The following is a 19,074-nucleotide window of genomic DNA, read 5'->3' as shown; positions in this document are numbered from 1 at the left end:
AAAATAACGATTATCACTATAAGTCCATTGTACCTGAGCAGGTGTATCTGTCACTGTTCTATCAGTCATGCTTCCATGATGAATAAGAGATGAAGGTTGATTTACTGAATTTTGAATTACAAAAGCTCCATTATCACAAACCACATCTCCATTAATGGTCATTTGAGCTCCTGGCTGAAGAGTAAGACTGACACCTGAATTAATAGTTAAATTATTTACCTGAGCAACACCTGCACTACTAACAATAGGATCTGTCCCATCAGTACCAATTGTAATATCTGTACCCGCACTCGGTACAAAACCTAAATCCCAGTTGTTTGGATCAAACCAATCAGAGGATGTTCCATTCCAATCATACGTTGGTATTGTTATAGAACCAAACGTAAAATAATTACCTTCAGCTACATGATCATTAAATCCAATTAAGCTATTTGACACAATACTTCCTGAAGAAGACGTTGACGTTTCAGAGAATGTTCCTGCCTCAACTTCCCATAAATTTGCTGAGGAATATTTTATCATACTCGACTGACCATTATCTGGGTCTACTCCACTTGCTGCATCCCAATTTAAAGTTACTTTTGCATTATTAGAAGACTCCGCTAAAACCCTCCAGTAATCCGAACGACTTACATAAGCTACATCAGGCAAATTAGCAGAAACATCTGAAAACGCAGAACTATAATACTGTACTTCCCAAGATTCCGTTCCGCCACCACTTCCATCTGTGGCAATATTTATAGGCATAAACCTATTTTGATCACCAACAGGGAATGTAAAGCTATCTGAATTATTTATAACCTTACTTAAAGGGCCTTGTACATAAGATGATTCACCACCATCGCTCACAGCACTTCCAGAAGAGTTAGTCACTTTAACACTACCTCCTGCATCCGCAAAAATGACTCCACTACCAAGTTTTAACACATTTTCTATTTCAATATTATTTGAAATCGTTACACCTGAAACATTGTTTATCTCAAAATTATAAAATGCACCTGCCCCTAATGATGTAAAATCAACACCTCCTGAAACATCCTGCAAGCTGGTTCCATTAAAAGTAACTGTTGGAATTCTATCACCACTAGTCGTTCCAGCATCAAAAGTACCTGAAGTAAATACAACATCTCCTGCAATAAACATATTTCGATTATGGGTATTTTCTACATGAACATCCTCAATCGTAAGGTCTCCTAATATCTGGAATCCGCTCTCTACATTAGGCAAACGTCGTACGTCAGAACCACTCCCTATTAGTTTCAGGTTATTTACTTCCGTAATTTCACTTAATATATCATAACTTGAAGTACCCGAATACTGCAGCGTACCACCATTATTCGAAAAGAATTCATCGTAAATACCTGCAGGCAAGTTACCACTGCCTAAATTTAACAGTCCTGTTCCAGACACATCTCCTAATCGATGACCAATTGTAGTTCCTGTAGTAATAGTTCCTGATTCAAGAATATTTGTACGATAAGCCGACATGAAGTTAGATGGCATAATTACATTTCTATCTACATAAACCAAACTTCCCCTAGGACCACCTGTAGGACCATCTCCTCCCGTATCTGTTATACCTGTTTCTGGATTATACGGTTTCCAAGTAGACTCTTCATCCCAATCTCCATTATCAACGACAGTTATATAAGCAGCCAATAAATCAGGAATAGCATCTGCAATACCAGCCGTATAATCACCATCGATATCACCATCACTATAATCAGCAAAGTTAAAAGTTAATTCAGTATCAGCTTCATTGAAATAATCAGCTTCATCAAATTTTTTCCACTTAATCTCATCTAACAATATTCGCGCAGTAATATAATCACTTACTAGATTTCCATCTGTAACTAGAGCGTCTGAAGCATTTCCTTTCATCACAAAGTTCGCAGTAAACCCGTCTATACCATCCGCATCTAGCGTCCAATTATATTGCAATACATTTTTCGTGTCATCGTAGGCTGTTTCTGAACGATCAGTAATACTTGCATGATGTTCGTCCGCAGCCTTTACTCTTATTGAACCGGTATTATTACCATTAGTAGTAATACTCGCTGTTACAGGCGTATATTTCCCTAAGGAACCTATTGGATAAACAAATGAGTATGTTGACCCCGACACTAGAGGAAATACTTTTTTAATACCATTATCAACAAAAGATAGGTTGGTCTGAACCATATTATTATCACTAAAGGCCATAGCCGGATCAGGATCGGAACCAACTCCTATAAAAGTAGCATCCTCATTTAATAACAACAAGTTACGCCCAATATCCAAAACCCCATCCGTTAACTGTAAATAATCAGTAAAATTAATAGAACCTGATTGAGTTGGAACCGCAACTCCATTAGGATTATTTATGGTTAAACGAGCAAAGGTACCTGCTCCACTTAATTGTTGAACATCAGGACCTGCCATTACAACACCTTGACTCGGATCTGAACTAGAAGTTGTAATAGCATTGTACAAATCACCTAGTACAGTTAAATCATATATCCCTGTATTTAAAGAACCTGAACTTAAGGTCAGATCGTCAGTTGTTATATCTGCATCAAGTATTAGCGAAGTAGATTCAGTTTCTTTTATAACATGATCGAAAGTTGTTTCTCCACTAATAGTTTGATCAGTAGATCCTGTAAAATATGTTATATTATTACCTGCATCAAAACCTGCAGTACCAACACTATTTGTAAAATTACCTTTTAATGTTAAATCTAAATCGTTAGTATCAAATACACCGTTTGTTATTAATAAATCTCCATTTATTGTTAGAGGATTAACAAACAACTGAGCTGTTACATTGCCACTAGCTACGGTAAGATTATTTATTTCTTTAGGTGCATAAATAGCAACCGTATTATTTGAAGGCGTTTGAGTGTTACCTATAGTAAAACCGGCATCGGTAGCAATAGACGATGTCGCAGGATCGAAATAAAGAGATATATTATCGGTTCCATGACCACGCTCTATAATTATATTAGTCCCATGTGCTTGCGTAAACGAACTTCCTATTCCTAATATTTCAAACATTCCTCGACTTTGGTCTCCGGTATCCGTATCTCCTACAAGCAATGTATTTGCAGTGGTGCTATTCTGATTCAGCGTTAACACGCCCAAATCTATAAACAAAGAACGACGAATTTGAGATCCAACCTTCAGAGTTCCTGCGCCATTTAAGGTAATGTTTGCATCACCAGAAGAAGAATATTCAATATAATTATTTGTTCCACCATTATTATTAACAATACCGCCATCTTCAATGATTAAAGATCCATCTAGCCATATACCTTTATCATCACCTATTACATTTAATGTAGTTCCATCATCAACTTTTAAAGTTGTACCCGATGGAATTTTAAAATCATAAGTACCTGATGAGATAGTATGCGTACCAACATCTTCTAAATGACAAATTCCTTTTATTAGATGAATTGACTTTGTTACTTCATCAGTAGGGGCGTACAAATTCAATCCTCCATTAATGTACACCGTCGAGGTACTCAATGATTTATTAACTACTATTCTACTAAAATCTAAACTACCTCCAACACTATTATCAACATTTGAATCCTCATCTCCTAGAAAATGTAATTCTATAGACTTGGATATATCACTCCATAAATCAATTTTGGAATTAGAGGACAGTAAAATATCCTTATATAAATTAACTTTTGAAGTTTGAGTATTTGTACCTCCATCTCTAACTAAAATCTCATTTGCACCTGCCCCGCTTAAATCCATCGAACCATAAACAGTTATCTCATGAGAATTACCGTGATTAATCTCCAGTAAACCACCATTATCAATAACTAAATTATTTTGAATCGTTAAATCATCGGCACTATTCGTCCTCAAAGTTACATTTCCATCAATTGTTAGGTTTTTCCTAACCAATATATCCATATTATTAGGCAGCGACTTTCTACTCGCCCCAGCAATAAACAAGTTAGGATAAACCGAAAAGTCTGTTGGGATATCAATATTCACATCACCTCTATATTCAAATGTTGCCAAATCGCTATACATAAACTCATAATAATCAGCAGTTGGAATTGTTGCACTAGCAATACTAAATGTTCCGTCACCTTTTACAATATTAAAGGTATGTCCAGTGGTTGTTTCAACTTCAAGCTTACCTCCTTCTTCAATTGTTAACGAACCTACAGTAACACCATCAATATCCATAGTTACAGTATGCCCATTTCTAATTTCTACAAACTCATATGATTTTGGTACACTACCTGAACTCCATACAGTTCCCTCATCCCAATCTCCAGAACCAACGGTATATACTGTTGTTACATTTTTAAATCCATTGTTTTCACCACTTGTAAAATCGCCTGTAGCAAATCCGTTAATATTACCCGACTCAAACACCAATGGATTATTTGCATTACCCCCTTGCGTCCAAGTAGTTCCTAAATAATAATACTCTTTACTAATAGGAGAAACATCCCCACAATAGAACTGATACTCAACATTACTTGCAATATTGGAAAGACTTTCTGCTTTAGTTTTCCAATAATAAGCCATCACATCAATATTCTTACCTGGCTCATATGTTGGATGTTCTAGAGCAACCGGAACGATTGTAAAATAGCCATCAACAGCTGCAATATTACCTGTTATACTCACTTCACAACGCGTATATTCTCCGGGTGTTCCTACTGGATATAATATTGTTTCTCCACCTCCATAATCTTCTGTTAATTTAAACCTTAGCCCTCGAGCTCCATGGCCACCAGATGTCTGTATCATCTTAGAGGCACTATAACCACTTCCTACAATGGCATCGTCATTTACCGTCAACCTATAATCTCCTAGGTTTAAAACACCACTAGTCAGTTCAAAATAATCCATGATCACATCTGACTCAATAGCTGCACCATGGGTGCCATTATCAAGTTCTATACGACCAAAAGACGGATTATAAATAGCCGATCCTAAAAGAGTTTGTTGTGCGGATCCATTATTTAAAACAATTTTACCAGCAGATGAACCAGTAGCTTCAATACCACCATCTGTAATAGCAACATTACCCTTTACATCCACCTCATAATCTACCACATCAAATAGACCTCGGGTAATTATCAAGCTATCTCCTATTTCAAGAGGATGATCTCCCGTAAAGTTTGGTGCATTAATTTTTACACTCCAAGTATTATCGTCTTTGTCTACCAATACTTTATTCATATCCAAAACTGATGATACTGATTCTATAACAATTTCACTTTCTTTCGCACCATTAAAATAAGTAGTATTGCTTCCTGGATCGTATGCAGCTCCTGATTCAATAATAAAGTCACCACTTATCTCAACATCTATGTTATTTGCATCAAAAGTTTGATTTCTTATATTATCAATAGTCAAATCATTAAGTACTACAAGAGGAACAACTTCTACATTTTCATATTGAGGTCCACCAGACTCGGTATATGCTGCCAACTGATAACCACCATCATTATTATCGCTACTTAATAACAAGTCCCAGAAAGGTGCTCTGGAAATAAACTTGTGAGGATAATCATGCTTATTGGCTAATTTTACCGTACCTCCAGTTACATTATAGTTACCTTCAGCTGAATTGATGATTAAGGTGAAATTATCACCTCCACTTGTATCTCCATCATCTATTACGGTAAGTGTACCACCTGACATTTGAAACACATTTGTTTTAAATGGTAGGTGGAATGCTGCACATTCGTAACCAGAATTCTCACTAAGCACCGTTACGTCTCCTCCTGATTGAAGGTAGGCTCCTAATTGTGTGCCAGCCGAGCCACTAGTTGAGGCTCCAATTGAGTTAAATTCGTGAGTACCTCCTTCAATATTTAATATACCAAGTGATCGTAACTTTAAGCCATTATTATTAGAATGTTCGTAAAACTGACTTGTTCCTGATAGTTTTAATTCTCCATATAAATAAATATCATCCCCTGTAAGGGTTACTATTGCATTATTATCCAGCCACAGACGTGCATCTGTATCAATGTCAAATGAATTGTTTTCCGATATATCTTCAATAACAATATTACTCCCTAGCTTTAGTGTTCCCGCCAATAATCTTAAGGCTTTATTACCATCTCTATCTCCAGGATCACCACTGGGCTGAACATCATTTCTACCATAAATTTTAAAATTATTGGTAGAAGTAGCACTTACATCAAGCATAAAAGTTTTATCCGAACCTTTATCACAAGTTAACTGGTTAAAAACAGTAAGTCCATTACATTCTAATACCTGATCCTTACTAGGACTATTAAAAATAACCTCAACTGCACCACCCGTATCATCTACATCGTATACTGCCGCTCCTCTATTAGTGAACTCAGCAGTTCCATTATTAGTAAGGTCTCCTGCGATTATAAATTGATGATACTGAGCATGGGCAGAGTAAGAGTCTCCTGTCCCTACCATCATTAACCCACTACTTTGGATAGTTACATCTTTAGCAACATCAAGAGTTATTACACTAGTTCCGGTATCATTAACTTTTAATGTCCCTGCTTTTACAAGTAGATTTCCATTTAAAGTACAATCATCCTCCAAAGTGATAATTTCACCACTAGCATCTACCTCCAAATTATAAAAAGTTTGAGCATTGATTAAAGAAAAACTATCTCCATAATAAACTGCTGTTCCTTCATCTTCACTTTCATCCACAAACTTTGAATCATCAGTAATTGTAGGGTAATTATCATCAGCCATTAATAAACGGCCATTACCCTTTAAACTTTCAAAAGCATGGTCTGAGGATTTTCGCAAATCCAATTGACCATATATAGTTACAGAACCTAAATCTAAAGTTACATCGCTAGCATAAGGAGGATTTCCATCAGGCACAGTTACTGTTTTACCTGTAAGTATAACAATATGATCACCATCAGATGGCACTGCTTTATCAATAGAGATAGATCCTGCCGGGTCTTGTGTCCAAATGTCTTCGTCATCCCAATCTCCAGATGCCAAGGTATAGTATGTTTTTGGCTCCGGTACAATTGCTGCTGAGGTTACAATATCAGTTAAGTCTGTATTTCCTGATTCATTGGTGGTATAATCCCCCAAATCCCCTGCACCATTAGTCTCTATACTCGACCAACTTTCACCTGAAGCCGTACCATTAATTACGTATACATTATTAGTAAGTTCAGCATTAGAATCACCATCAATTGTTACATTATTTCCTGCAACTAAATCTTCACCAACTACCAAATTACCAGTTACTGAAGCTATGTTAATTTCTCCAACACACGTCAAGGAACCAACTACCACAACATTCCCATTAATGGTCATTCCATTACCTTGCGTTAAGTTCTCGTAAACAATAAGTGTAGCTCCCGCATCAACAACAATTGATTGACTCGAATTGAAAGATCCAATTATTTCAACAACACCACCAGAATATATATGCAGTCCTGACCAATCACTATCTACATAGTCACCATTTACAGTTAGTTTACCATAAACACTTATATCTACTGCATCTAAATCGCCCGCAACAATTAAATCACCATTAATTATACCTGCCTGGCTTGTTGACAAATCGCCAAGAGCATTTACCTCTTCGCCACCAGCAACTGACCATGTAACATTTATATCTGTTCCGTCAGCAAGGTTTGTTCCGTCAGCGTATGGGTTCTGTGCTTCAGAAACACCCAACGAACCAATCATCAACACAACAGCTAAAAAAGTGTATATATTTTTCATCTTCTAATATTTTTTATCTCTGTTACCTCTACAAAGTAACTTTAACTATTCCAAAAAATCGCCACAAAAATAATACATCTTGATTTTAATATAAATGTGCGATTTGCTTATGATTTCCTTCTTAATCCACTTGTACGTAGATTTAGAATATGGTTACATAAAAAGGCCAAATAATTATATGCTTTGGACAAAACCATTTAAACCACGGGTAAACACCAGTTTTAAAATTCTTTATATCTGTTTATAATAAATTTAGGCTATCATTTACCAAGGTAAAAGAACGAATCAACCAACCGATAGCCCCATTTACCTGAATAAAAACTTTAGCAAACCTGCTTAGGCATACATTTTTCGATACAAACGACACCCCCTCCCTTGCCAGTACACTTATTTACCTTGATTAATATATGTACCAAAGGGCTCAGTCTACATTCACCTTGGTGCACGGGTGGCACAGCTAATTTAAACACGCTTTTATCTAGGTATACAAACCCAAAAATTACCGAGAACACTTTCACCAAAGCAAAACAAGCGCTAAAAATTCTAGATCGTTTTTATTGGATAACAACAATTTGTATTTTTTATTTATTGAATCCGCATTATCTATTTAGTGGTTCGTAATAAGGATTTAAAACTTAAATCCCTTTCAGGGAGCTATGGAATGAAAAAATGAGCGTATTGCTTTTAATTACTAAGCTTCAGACTTTAAAAACATCATTTTGCTACAACTCTTGGTGAGAAACAAGTCAGGAGGTGTTTTCGCAATTCCCATAGACAATACCTTTACAGACTATAATGCCGCTTGCAGACTAATAGATCCGAATACCACCTTGAGTAGCCATAAAACTTCTCTCTTGGTTGAAGAGGACATTTGCTTTGCTCACATCTCCCATACACCAAACTATACTGAGCATTACTTCGATACTGATGCGTAACTGGTTCAGAAGTAATTCATATAAAAGTCACACCAAACTCAGACCAAACTCACATATTTGTGAGTTTGGTCTGAGTTTGATGTGAAAATATACAGGCTTTATTCCGAAGCTATATCGAATCAGTTTTAACTGTGTTACGAAAAGGGGAATCATATTCTAAGTCAGGGACTAAAAGCTATACACACATAAACTTCTGTATTTATGAAACTTAATGACATTGGTTATTTATATATATCCAAATATTGAGAAAGTATAAAACCTGTCGTTCCATTTGCCCCATATTTACAGTCGTAACATTGAACCTTCTATAGCTACAACAGGTCTGGCGCCATAGTCCAAACAGGTTAAATTAGTGCAGACTCACCTTCCTTTTAGCTACTCCAGAGTGTCTTCGTTACACATTATAACAACACTATCGACTTCTTGTAAAAAAGAGTACCAGTGCCGATACAAAATACCTCAGCACTAAACAAAAGACTCAGAATACAATGCAGAGGGATGGTTGAGGCATAGTCTTTCTCTATTCATACTAACAAAGATATTTGCTCGAAAATCAGGAAGCACCTTTATACCCAACTTTTAAAGCCGTCACATAAAACTGGTATAGATTATACAACAAAAGTTGTTAGGCAATTCATTTAAACTGCCATAGGTGTTAACTGCAATAAATAAATCACATTAGCCTGAAGGACAGAAAAAACCGAAGCTAGTTTACAAAAAGGATATTTGAATAACTTTTCTCTGGTACTGCTTCAAAAATATATGCATGAATAGATTGTAACGTTTTCTATAAATATCGTCACTTTTTCAGTAACCACAACACCTATAAATCAGCAGAGTAATGAGTAAACACGCCGTTGGCAAAATCAAAATACTTATCTATCTCCCAATAGACTCCACCATCTGATAAAAGTGCCCCTTCTTTTTAAGTAACTCTTCAGGAGTTCCTTCCTCGGCGACTCCAAAATCATCCAATACAATAATTCTGTCGGCTAAATGTATGGTAGACATGCGGTGGCTTACAATTATGGCCGTTCTTCCTTTTGTTATGGCTTTAAAGTTCTCAATTAGATTAGTCTCTGTAAATGCATCCATCGAACTAGTAGGTTCATCTAAGATAACCATTTGAGCATCGTTAAAAAAAGATCGAGAAAGGGCTATACGCTGCCATTCTCCAACGCTTAACATTTCACTATCTTTAAATAATGTGCCTAACGTCGTTTCATATCCTTTGGGAAGTTCTTGAATCAAGTCGTTCACTCCCGATTTTTGTGCACTCTCTACAATAGCCTCATCGTTTTGCGATTTACTTATATTTCCGAGCCAAATGTTTTCTTTTGCCGAGAAGTTATATAGCATAAAATCTTGAAACACCGCACTAACATTTTCAGATATAGATTGTTGGCTCACAGTAGAAATATCGACACCATCCGCCCTTATACTTCCCTTATCAGGTTCATACAGGCCACAAAGCAACTTTACTAAAGTAGATTTACCTGCTCCATTAGCCCCAACCAAAGCAATGGTTTCACCTTTATTAATATTTAAGTTTAGATTTTTAAATACATGCCTGCTACTATTAGGGTATTTAAAAAACACCTTCTCAATTATGATTCCTGTTTTCAATGGAACAGGAAAAACAGCACTCCTACTTTGTTTTTTACGGAGCTCTTTATGATCCATAAACTCAAATAAATTTTTCAGAAACAATCCGTCCTCATAAAGCCCCGATATTTGACTTAACAAATCTTGCAAAAAACTATAACCTCGATATAAAGCCAAAAAGAACATGACCATTTGACCTTGCGTTAAATTCCCATTAACTGCCTGAAACGATATATAGCCAAAAACAGAAATTAAAGCCAAAGCCATAATAATTTGCAACAATAACTCATATTTAGTTTTGAGCTTAAGCATACCAAAGTGCTTAACTCGCAAATCAACTTTACTTTCTTCGAAACGTTGTTTAAATAACTTGGATAAATTAAAGATGCGTAGCTCTTTAGCAAACTCCTTACCCGTTAATAAACGATTATAATAGTTCACATAACGCTCCTCTTCCGTATGTTCGCGCTGAAAGGCATATATTTTTTGTGAAAAATTTAAGCGTATAATAACCACCGGTATAGAAATCAATATCAAACCTACAAGCATGAACCAGTGCAGACTAGCCAATAAACTTGCTATCAAGGCTAAAGTAATCACATTCTGAACCAACCCTATAAATCCATAATAAATCTTAGATGGTCTGTAGTTAGCTTCATTAATGGCTCGATAGTAGATATTTTGAAAATTATAATCATCATAATTGACAAAATTCAGACTCGTAGTTCGTTCATGAATCATATTCTGAACCGCATCAGTAATGAAGAACGAATGCTTTTCGCGAATAATACCAGATACAGAATTTAATACTGCATTTAAAACAAATACTCCACCAGCGAATAACAGAATATTAACCAATGTTAAGTACACATCTTTTGTATTGGCTTGTAAAGCAAGGATGCTCACACCATCTACCAAATACTGAATAATAAAAATGAGCATAAGTGGTACTATACCTTTTACCACCACCACTGCGGCATTTACAAGGGTCCATTTAGGTGAACAGTTCCATACAATTTTTAAAGAACGGAAAATATCATTGGTTTGAAATCGCTTCATTTTAAGCATTAAATTTTAAAGCGAAAAGATAAGAAAAAGGATAAAAGATATTAATAAGTTTTGAAAAACTTTGACCATATTACACCTAAATAGAAATTTATGTAACCCATAAGGGGAGATACAAATGCCAATACTCTCTTAACTTTGGCAGACATCGTCCATTTAATTTCTTTGTTATTCCTCTTATGAACAATGGCAACTCCTAATATAGATTGAAGAGAGTAAACCTTATCAGATTTCTTTAAAGCATCTCCTTTGCTTAAAACTACTTTATTCTCTATATCAACAGCTAATAATCGATGTGCAATTAAGTTACCATTATTTTTAAAAACTATTACATCTCCAATCCTTAACTTATCACCTTTCACTACCTTTACCCGATCTCCAGGCATTAAAACAGGAAACATACTTAGTCCATATACAGGTATCTCTATTTCTTTACCTTGCTCCAACAAAGAAACAAAGGTCTGCTCAAATAATATCCTTTTTCTTTCCTTATCCATCATTGTCCATTTCTCTTATCAAACGAACAATATTAACATCAGGTTTAAAGCCTACTTCGTAAACAGACACTTTATTAATTATACTTTCCACAATTTCTAAATGTTTATGAACCATTTGTGGATTATAAAATTGCTGAATAAAATTACCCAATACACGAGAGTATGCCAACACTCCCTGTAACGGTTTAATATAATTTTGTGAAGATTGTTTAAGCAAGAATATTTTTTTTAATGAAGAACTAAGAGCTCTTTGATTATAGTATGGCATTGGGTTATTATAAACGATAACATCATCACCAATTAAACGTAGTATTAATCTATCATCATTCAAAACTTCCGCTCCACATTCTTGCCAAAGCCTTGCCATTGTCGACTTTCCAATACCCGAAACTCCAGTAAACAAATACCCATTACAATTATCTGACACTGCCGACGCATGTATAAGTGCACCTTCATTCCAATGAAACAAATAAATCATCAATAATGATCCTAAAGGGTGCATTAACGGTTCAATATGGACTGGGTAATTTTCGTTCACTAACTCTATTTCAACCCTAATATCTTTGGAGTTAGAATTAACAAATGCTACAATTTGTTTTATACATTCATGATCCTTATAATCTACGGTTAATGCAATTTCTCCATTCCGTTCAGACACAAACCAATCATAATTGATATAATCATTTTCTTCAGGTTCCCCTTTAAACTTTTGCTTAAAGTCAGATAGCTCTGTTGAAGATACTACTTGAAAGTGTATAGAATAATTACTTTTTTTTGAAGTTGCAGAGGTAATAAAATGCTTAACGCCCCTATCTTTGTTTAGGATTAACTGAGAGCTATGTGATATTAGTTCAATTAATAAACCACCAAATTTTACAAAAATGATATTCCTCATTTTGCATATTCACAATTTAATTGGAATAATCCGGAGAATTTCCTCCGAATGGATTACTATCGTCTGAAGATGAATACGAACTAGCCGGACCAGATTCCTGGGATTCTTCTATTGATAACCCTCCTAACCCGGGAGGATTATCAGCTCTGGTCATCATCACCATCGATATTTCATGATCAACATCAATAACCTCCAGTTGCGGTCTCGAATATTTTCTTTTTTTGTGTATTCTTTTTTCCATCAAAATAAATCTTATCCCTAAACCATTATTGTTTGGTGAATAAAACTCCTTTAGCAACCATTAAGGTTATAAAATTATTAATATCATCCATTGCAATTTCTTCCGACACCTCATAATTTTCAATTAAACTACTCAGTATCTCTCTTAAGGAACTGCTTCCATTAATGCAATCATATATAAATGAACCAACTTCATTTAAGTTATACACTTTATTCATATCTGCCACATTATCAGTTAAAGGTACTAATACCTTTTCATTTCCAATAGACTTTGATACAAAGTTGTTATTTTTATAATAAACAAGCGATAACTCCATGAGTAATACATTTTATCGAACAAAAGTATAAAAAATACTAAATAAAGCTTCAACTATTATTTTAAATACTGTTCACTTTGATATAATGTTACCATTATATTAGCAACTATCTTTTTTTCCTGATTAAAAAACAACCCTCGAAAAAGGTGCAGCATCATGCTCAACAAATTGGCTTAACCTATACTTGTAATAGCCTGATACAGCCACCATTGCTGCATTGTCGGTGGTATACGCAAACTTTGGAATAAAGGTTTTCCATTTTTTATGAATCGCTAAATTTTCCAGACCAATCCTCAATCCAGAGTTAGCAGAAACGCCACCCGCCAAGGCTACCTGATTAATTTTCAAATCCTTAGCCGCTAATTGCAATTTATCTAATAAGATATCAATAATGGTTTTTTGCAGCGAAGCACATAAATCTTTCTTATTCTCCTCTATAAAATCAGGGTTTTCTTTGAGTTGATCCCTCAAAAAATAAAGAAATGAAGTTTTTAAACCACTAAAACTATAATCATAACCTTTAATTCGTGGCTTCGAAAAAGTAAAAGCTTCAGGGTTACCTTCCTTGGCTAACTTATCAATCAATGGTCCTCCTGGATAAGGCAAGCCCATCACTTTAGCACATTTATCAAACGCTTCACCTGCAGCATCATCTATTGTTTGGCCTACTACTTCCATATCTAAATGGCTTTTCACCAAAACTATTTGGCTATTGCCTCCTGAAACCAACAAACACAGAAATGGAAATTCTGGGTGCTCTGTTTCTTCATTTTGCTCCTTTATAAAATGGGCCAATACATGCGCATGCAGATGGTTTACATCAATCATGGGTATATTATTAGCTAAAGAAAAACCTTTGGCAAAAGAAGTCCCTACTAAAAGAGATCCCATTAAACCGGGTCCGCGAGTATATGCAACAGCGTTTATATCCGCAGCAGTAATACCCGCATCCTTAATAGCTTTATCAACTACAGGGATAATATTTTGCTGATGCGCTCTTGACGCTAACTCAGGAACCACACCTCCATAATCTTTATGAACCTCCTGATTTGCCACTCTATTAGACAAGATTGTTTCATCTTTAAAAACAGCAGCAGATGTATCATCACAAGAAGATTCAATACCTAAAATATATACACTCATAAATTATCCGTTACTTTTTAATATTTCTGCATGATATTTGATCTATATAATTTACATAAACATCAGCACTGATATGCATATTTAAGACCTTTTTTACCTACTTTTGCATCATATAAAGCACAAAACTATTAAAAAATCCTATAAAATATTGTTTTACGCACTTTTGGTTTTAATAATATCTCCTATATTATTATACTTTATCGTGCTTATTCCTGCCGTTCAAAACAAGGTTGGAAACATTATTACTAATCAGTTATCGAATGACTTAGGCACTGATGTTTCAGTTGGTAGCATTCGCTTTTACCCCATTAAAAAGATTGTTATAAATGACCTATTGGTTAAAGATCAGAAAAGTGATTCTCTTTTATTTATAGAACAAATTAGTGCCCCCATTGATAGTATTGTATTTGCCCAGAATCATATTTATCTAGGAGCCATCAGTGTTAAAAGTTTAAAAACATCTATTTTAATAGATGAAGACCGAAACAATTTTAGCTTCATTGTTGATTCTCTATCCAACAAAACGCCCTCTAAAAGTAAATGGAAATATAATTTCAATGAAATAATTATTAAGAACAGCTCTGTTGGCTTTCAAAACCTTAGTAAAACAGAGGCGGTCACTAGGTTTAATCCAAACAATATTAATGTATCATCGTTAAATTTACATATAGACAGATTTCAAACCAGAGATAACTTCTCGTCTTTAAGAATCAGAAATTTCTCTTTTCAAGAAGAATCTGGACTTAATATTAAAAAAAGTAAAGGCTTTATTAGATTTGGAAAAAACGGTCTTTATTTATCCAACCTTACACTTTCTACAACAAGTTCGTACCTAAGCATTGGCAAATTAAATCTGTCGTACGATAGTACTTTTACCAATACCGATTTTATTAATAAAGCTGCACTTGACCTTCAAATAAACTCATTATCTGCAGATGCTAACGAATTGGTTCTTTTTATTCCTGATTTTCCCAAACTAAGGCATCGAATTAACTTAAGAGGTAACTTTAATGGAACTGTAGCTGATTTAAAAGGTCGTAACATCAGTGTAAACGCTGGATTAAATACAGAACTTGAAACCACCTTTGACATAAAAGGGCTTCCTAACATTAGGGACACCTACGTTTATTTAAATATCAAGAAGCTCTCTACCGATATTGAAGATCTATCTAAGATATTTGCCTACAATCGAGGATCGGAAAGTATAGAATTACCAGATTCATTTAACAATTTGGGCAATATTGAGTTTAATGGCATATTCAATGGTTTTGTTGATAACCTTGTTGCTTACGGCAAGTTTAGCACTAACATAGGTGTTATTAATACTGATATTGGAATTAAACTTACCGAAGAAAACAAACTGATATATTCTGGATTTGTAAATACTGAAAGTTTTAATGTCGGAAAAATTATTGGTTCAGAAGAAAATTTGAATAACGTAACCATGGATGTGTCAGTTCAAGGTTACAAAGAAGGTAAAGACCATTTTAATTCGTACATACAAGGTTCAATTGACTCCATAGATTTTAAAGGATACAAATACCAAAAATTAGAATTAAATGGCTTGTTATCGAACAAACGATTTGATGGAAAACTTGAATTAAACGACCCGAATGCTAAACTATCTTTCAATGGAAAATTAGACTTTAGTGGTAGCGTTCCTGAATTTGACTTTAGTGCATCCATAAGTGATGTTAGGCTTAACAAATTAAACCTCGCGCCTCATTATGAAGAAAGTCTGTTTAAATTAAAACTGAACGCCAGTGCCAGTGGCCATAGTTTAAATTCAATTTCAGGTACAACTATTTTTCATAGTGGAAAGTTTATAGCTGATGATAGAACTTTTCAATTAGACTCTTTAATCATTGAAGCCAACCAAAATGGCGATTATAAGGAAATTGTTATTAATTCGGATATATTAGATGCTGAACTTGTTGGAAACTATAAACTCAAAACCATAAGTAACACTTTTCAGCAGATACTAGCTAAATCATTACCTTCTTTGTTTACTGAAAAAGATTACGTTAATCATAAAGATCAATTTACGTTTAATCTAAAAACAAAGAACACTGCTCAACTTTTCGAGGTAATTAATTCAGAGTTAACAATAGCAGATGGTAGCGAAATACATGGAGAAATAAATGGAGTTCATAATCAAATGCAGATTACCTCCTATTTTGATCAGGTTGGATACAAAGATATTTTTGGAGAAGAATTAAATGCTAATATCACTTCGGTAGATAATAAAGTAACCACAGACATAAAAAGCAAACTTATAGCTGTGGGTAATATCATACCTCTCAATAACTTTTCTATCCATCAAGAAGGAATCAACGATAGTATAAAATTAGACATTGATTGGAACAACTACCCTTTAAGTGGAAACAGAGGAGAGATTTCTACAATGTCCAGAATAAAAAAATCAAAAAACGGTGATACTTATACCAAAATTCAAATTCTACCATCGTATTTTGCAATAGGAGATTCTATCTGGAATATTCAAGAATCAGATATTAACATTACACCCGATGGGTTTAGGGTAAATACTTTCAGAGTTCATCACATGAATCAGGAAATTAATGTTAATGGTTCTCTTTACAAAGAGAAAGAAGGGACACTTACTTCGTACCTACAAAATATAGACTTAGCGGAAACAACTTCCTTATTCAACATTAAGAGATTAACATTCGATGGCCTATTAAACGGGAATTTTCAATTAAGTAATACGCTCAAAAAACCAATTATCACAAGTAATATCACCCTAGATAATTTTAAAGTTAACGATAAAGAAGTAGGCAATGTTTTTGTTGAATCTAATTGGAGTAATCTGCAAAAAGCCGTTTTAATTAACACTAAAATTGAGAGAGGTGACATTCAACCTTTAAATGGCATTGGATATTTTAAACCTGAGAACAGCGATTTTAATTTTACTTTAAAGCTCGATAGCCTTCCTCTTGGTTTTTTAAACATGTATACTAGCCATATCCTTCAAAACTTTAATGGTACAGGATCGGGTGATTTAGAGCTAACAAAAACAGAATATGGTATTGGGTTAAATGGAGCAGTTAAAGTAAACCAGGCTAAATTTGATGTGGATTTATTACAGTGCTCGTTTTTTGTTGAAGACTCGGTAAAATTTACACCTGATGCTATAATATTTGACAATATGAAAGTAACCGACACCAAAGGTGGTGTTGGTGAATTCAAGGGTTCCATAACTCATAAAAACTTTTCTAAGATGGCATTTGACCTATATATAGGTGCAAATAACATGCTCTTAATGAATACCAAACCTAAGGACAATCCTGTTTATTATGGGACCGTTTTTGCAACAGGTGATTTGGCCATTAATGGTTCCATATTTGATATGAACGTTAATATAAATGGCGTAACAGAACGAAATACGTCCTTTTATATCCCTATCTCAGAAGATGGAGAATCTTTAAATAACAATTTTATTCAATTCTATAATATCAATGACACCTTAGCAAGTGTTGCGGATCAGGATAAGGAAGGTTACAAAGTTAAATTATCCAATTACAACCTTAGCTTAGGAGTAGATATTACACCAGATGCTGAAGTTCAAGTTATTTTTGATCCCGTTCTAGGTAATATTTTAACGAGTTCGGGAAAAGGAAGCCTACAAATAAATAGAAATAAGGAAGGAGAAATAAGCTTTATTGGTAGTTATACTGCCGAAAAAGGAGATTATCTCTTTTCATTACAGAACGTGGTTAATAAAAAGTTTGATATAAATAATGGCGGAACGGTGGTTTGGGAAGGGGACCCATACGATGCTACCATCGACATCACTGCAACTTATAAACTTAAAGCATCTTTACAACCACTTTCAATGGATCAAGTATCAAATGAGCTTTCGAGAAGAGTACCCATTAATTGCGATTTGATATTAAGTAAGCGATTATCACAACCTAATATTAACTTTGGTATTACAGCCCCAACATTAGAGCAAAGTACACAAAGTATTATTGAACAAGCCATAAGTACCGAGGAAGAACTTAATAGACAAGTATTGTCTTTACTTGTATTAAATAAATTCACCACACCGTCGTACAATGATAATGGCGGAAATTTAAACAGTACAACTTTAGCCAATGCTTATACTTCCGAACTATTATCTAGTCAGCTAAGCAACTTTGTTTCACAGATGTTAGATGATGTGGATGTGGGTATAAGCTACAGGCCTGAAGATGAAATATCAAGTGAGCAAATAGAGGTTGCCTTATCTACTCAAATGTTTAATGATAGAGTAACTTTAAATACTAATGTAGAATATGGGAATGATAATAAAGCCAATACCAATAAAACAAATTCAAGTAGTATTGTAGGTGACTTTGACGTGAATGTTAAACTAAATCAATCAGGAAGTTTACGTGCCAAGGCTTATTCGCATAGTAACGACGATTTTAGTTTTGACAACTCCCCTACTACACAGGGCGTTGGTTTATCATACCAAGAGGAGTTTAATACTGTAGCTGAGTTATTTCATAAATACTGGAACTTTTTTACGGGCAAAGGCAAAAAAGAAAAGGAGCCCATAATCGAACCCGATAAACAAGATTTATTAGAAGAAAAAGAAGAAAGCATCAGCGAATAAAAATACTTTTACAAGCAGATATTCGTTATACCATAAACAATTTATATTT

At 34.6% G+C, this 19,074-nt stretch carries 8 protein-coding genes and 1 pseudogene; 2 read left to right on the top strand and 7 right to left on the bottom strand.

Translation table 11 applies throughout. The annotated features are described in order from the left end of the window. Positions 1-7,710, bottom strand: a pseudogene (locus A8L32_RS21860) (hypothetical protein); the annotation flags it as partial. Between the two features lie 719 nt (positions 7,711-8,429). Here A8L32_RS21860 and A8L32_RS23445 point away from each other — a divergent pair. Then, positions 8,430-8,645, top strand: a complete 216-nt coding sequence (locus A8L32_RS23445) for a hypothetical protein (protein ID WP_143525195.1) — start codon at positions 8,430-8,432, stop codon at positions 8,643-8,645. An 879-nt stretch (positions 8,646-9,524) separates the two neighbouring features. Here A8L32_RS23445 and A8L32_RS21855 read toward each other — a convergent pair. From A8L32_RS21855 to tsaD, 6 genes are all read right to left on the bottom strand, one after another. Continuing rightward, on the bottom strand, positions 9,525-11,309 hold the full coding sequence (locus A8L32_RS21855) for an ABC transporter ATP-binding protein (protein ID WP_233145519.1): 1,785 nt from the start codon (positions 11,307-11,309) through the stop codon (positions 9,525-9,527). 50 nt (positions 11,310-11,359) lie between these two features. Continuing rightward, positions 11,360-11,815, bottom strand: a complete 456-nt coding sequence (locus A8L32_RS21850; protein WP_075591550.1) for a S24/S26 family peptidase — start codon at positions 11,813-11,815, stop codon at positions 11,360-11,362. Beyond that, positions 11,805-12,707: a hypothetical protein gene (locus A8L32_RS21845; RefSeq protein ID WP_075591549.1), complete on the bottom strand. Its 903-nt coding sequence runs from the start codon at positions 12,705-12,707 to the stop codon at positions 11,805-11,807. Before A8L32_RS21845 ends, A8L32_RS21850 begins: the two co-directional genes overlap by 11 nt. Before the next feature lie 16 nt (positions 12,708-12,723). After that, on the bottom strand, positions 12,724-12,948 hold the full coding sequence (locus A8L32_RS21840) for a hypothetical protein (RefSeq protein WP_075591548.1): 225 nt from the start codon (positions 12,946-12,948) through the stop codon (positions 12,724-12,726). Positions 12,949-12,973: 25 nt separating this feature from the next. Further along, entirely contained in the window at positions 12,974-13,264 is a 291-nt protein-coding gene (locus A8L32_RS21835; protein ID WP_075591547.1) for a PqqD family protein, read from the bottom strand. A 123-nt stretch (positions 13,265-13,387) separates the two neighbouring features. Continuing rightward, positions 13,388-14,407, bottom strand: coding sequence for a tRNA (adenosine(37)-N6)-threonylcarbamoyltransferase complex transferase subunit TsaD (gene tsaD / locus A8L32_RS21830; protein WP_075591546.1), 1,020 nt, complete (start codon positions 14,405-14,407; stop codon positions 13,388-13,390). Between the two features lie 202 nt (positions 14,408-14,609). Between tsaD and A8L32_RS21825 the strand changes: the two genes are divergently transcribed. Further along, positions 14,610-19,025 carry a translocation/assembly module TamB domain-containing protein gene (locus A8L32_RS21825; protein WP_143525194.1) on the top strand — a complete coding sequence of 1,472 codons (4,416 nt, stop codon included), beginning with the start codon at positions 14,610-14,612 and terminating at the stop codon, positions 19,023-19,025. Positions 19,026-19,074 lie beyond the last annotated feature (49 nt).

The organism is Labilibacter marinus, assembly GCF_001659685.2.
In the GTDB taxonomy this organism is placed as follows: Bacteria; Bacteroidota; Bacteroidia; order Bacteroidales; family Marinilabiliaceae; genus Saccharicrinis; species Saccharicrinis marinus.
The sequence above is the reverse complement of the archived record's forward strand: the minus strand, read 5'-3'. Positions and strand labels throughout refer to the sequence as shown.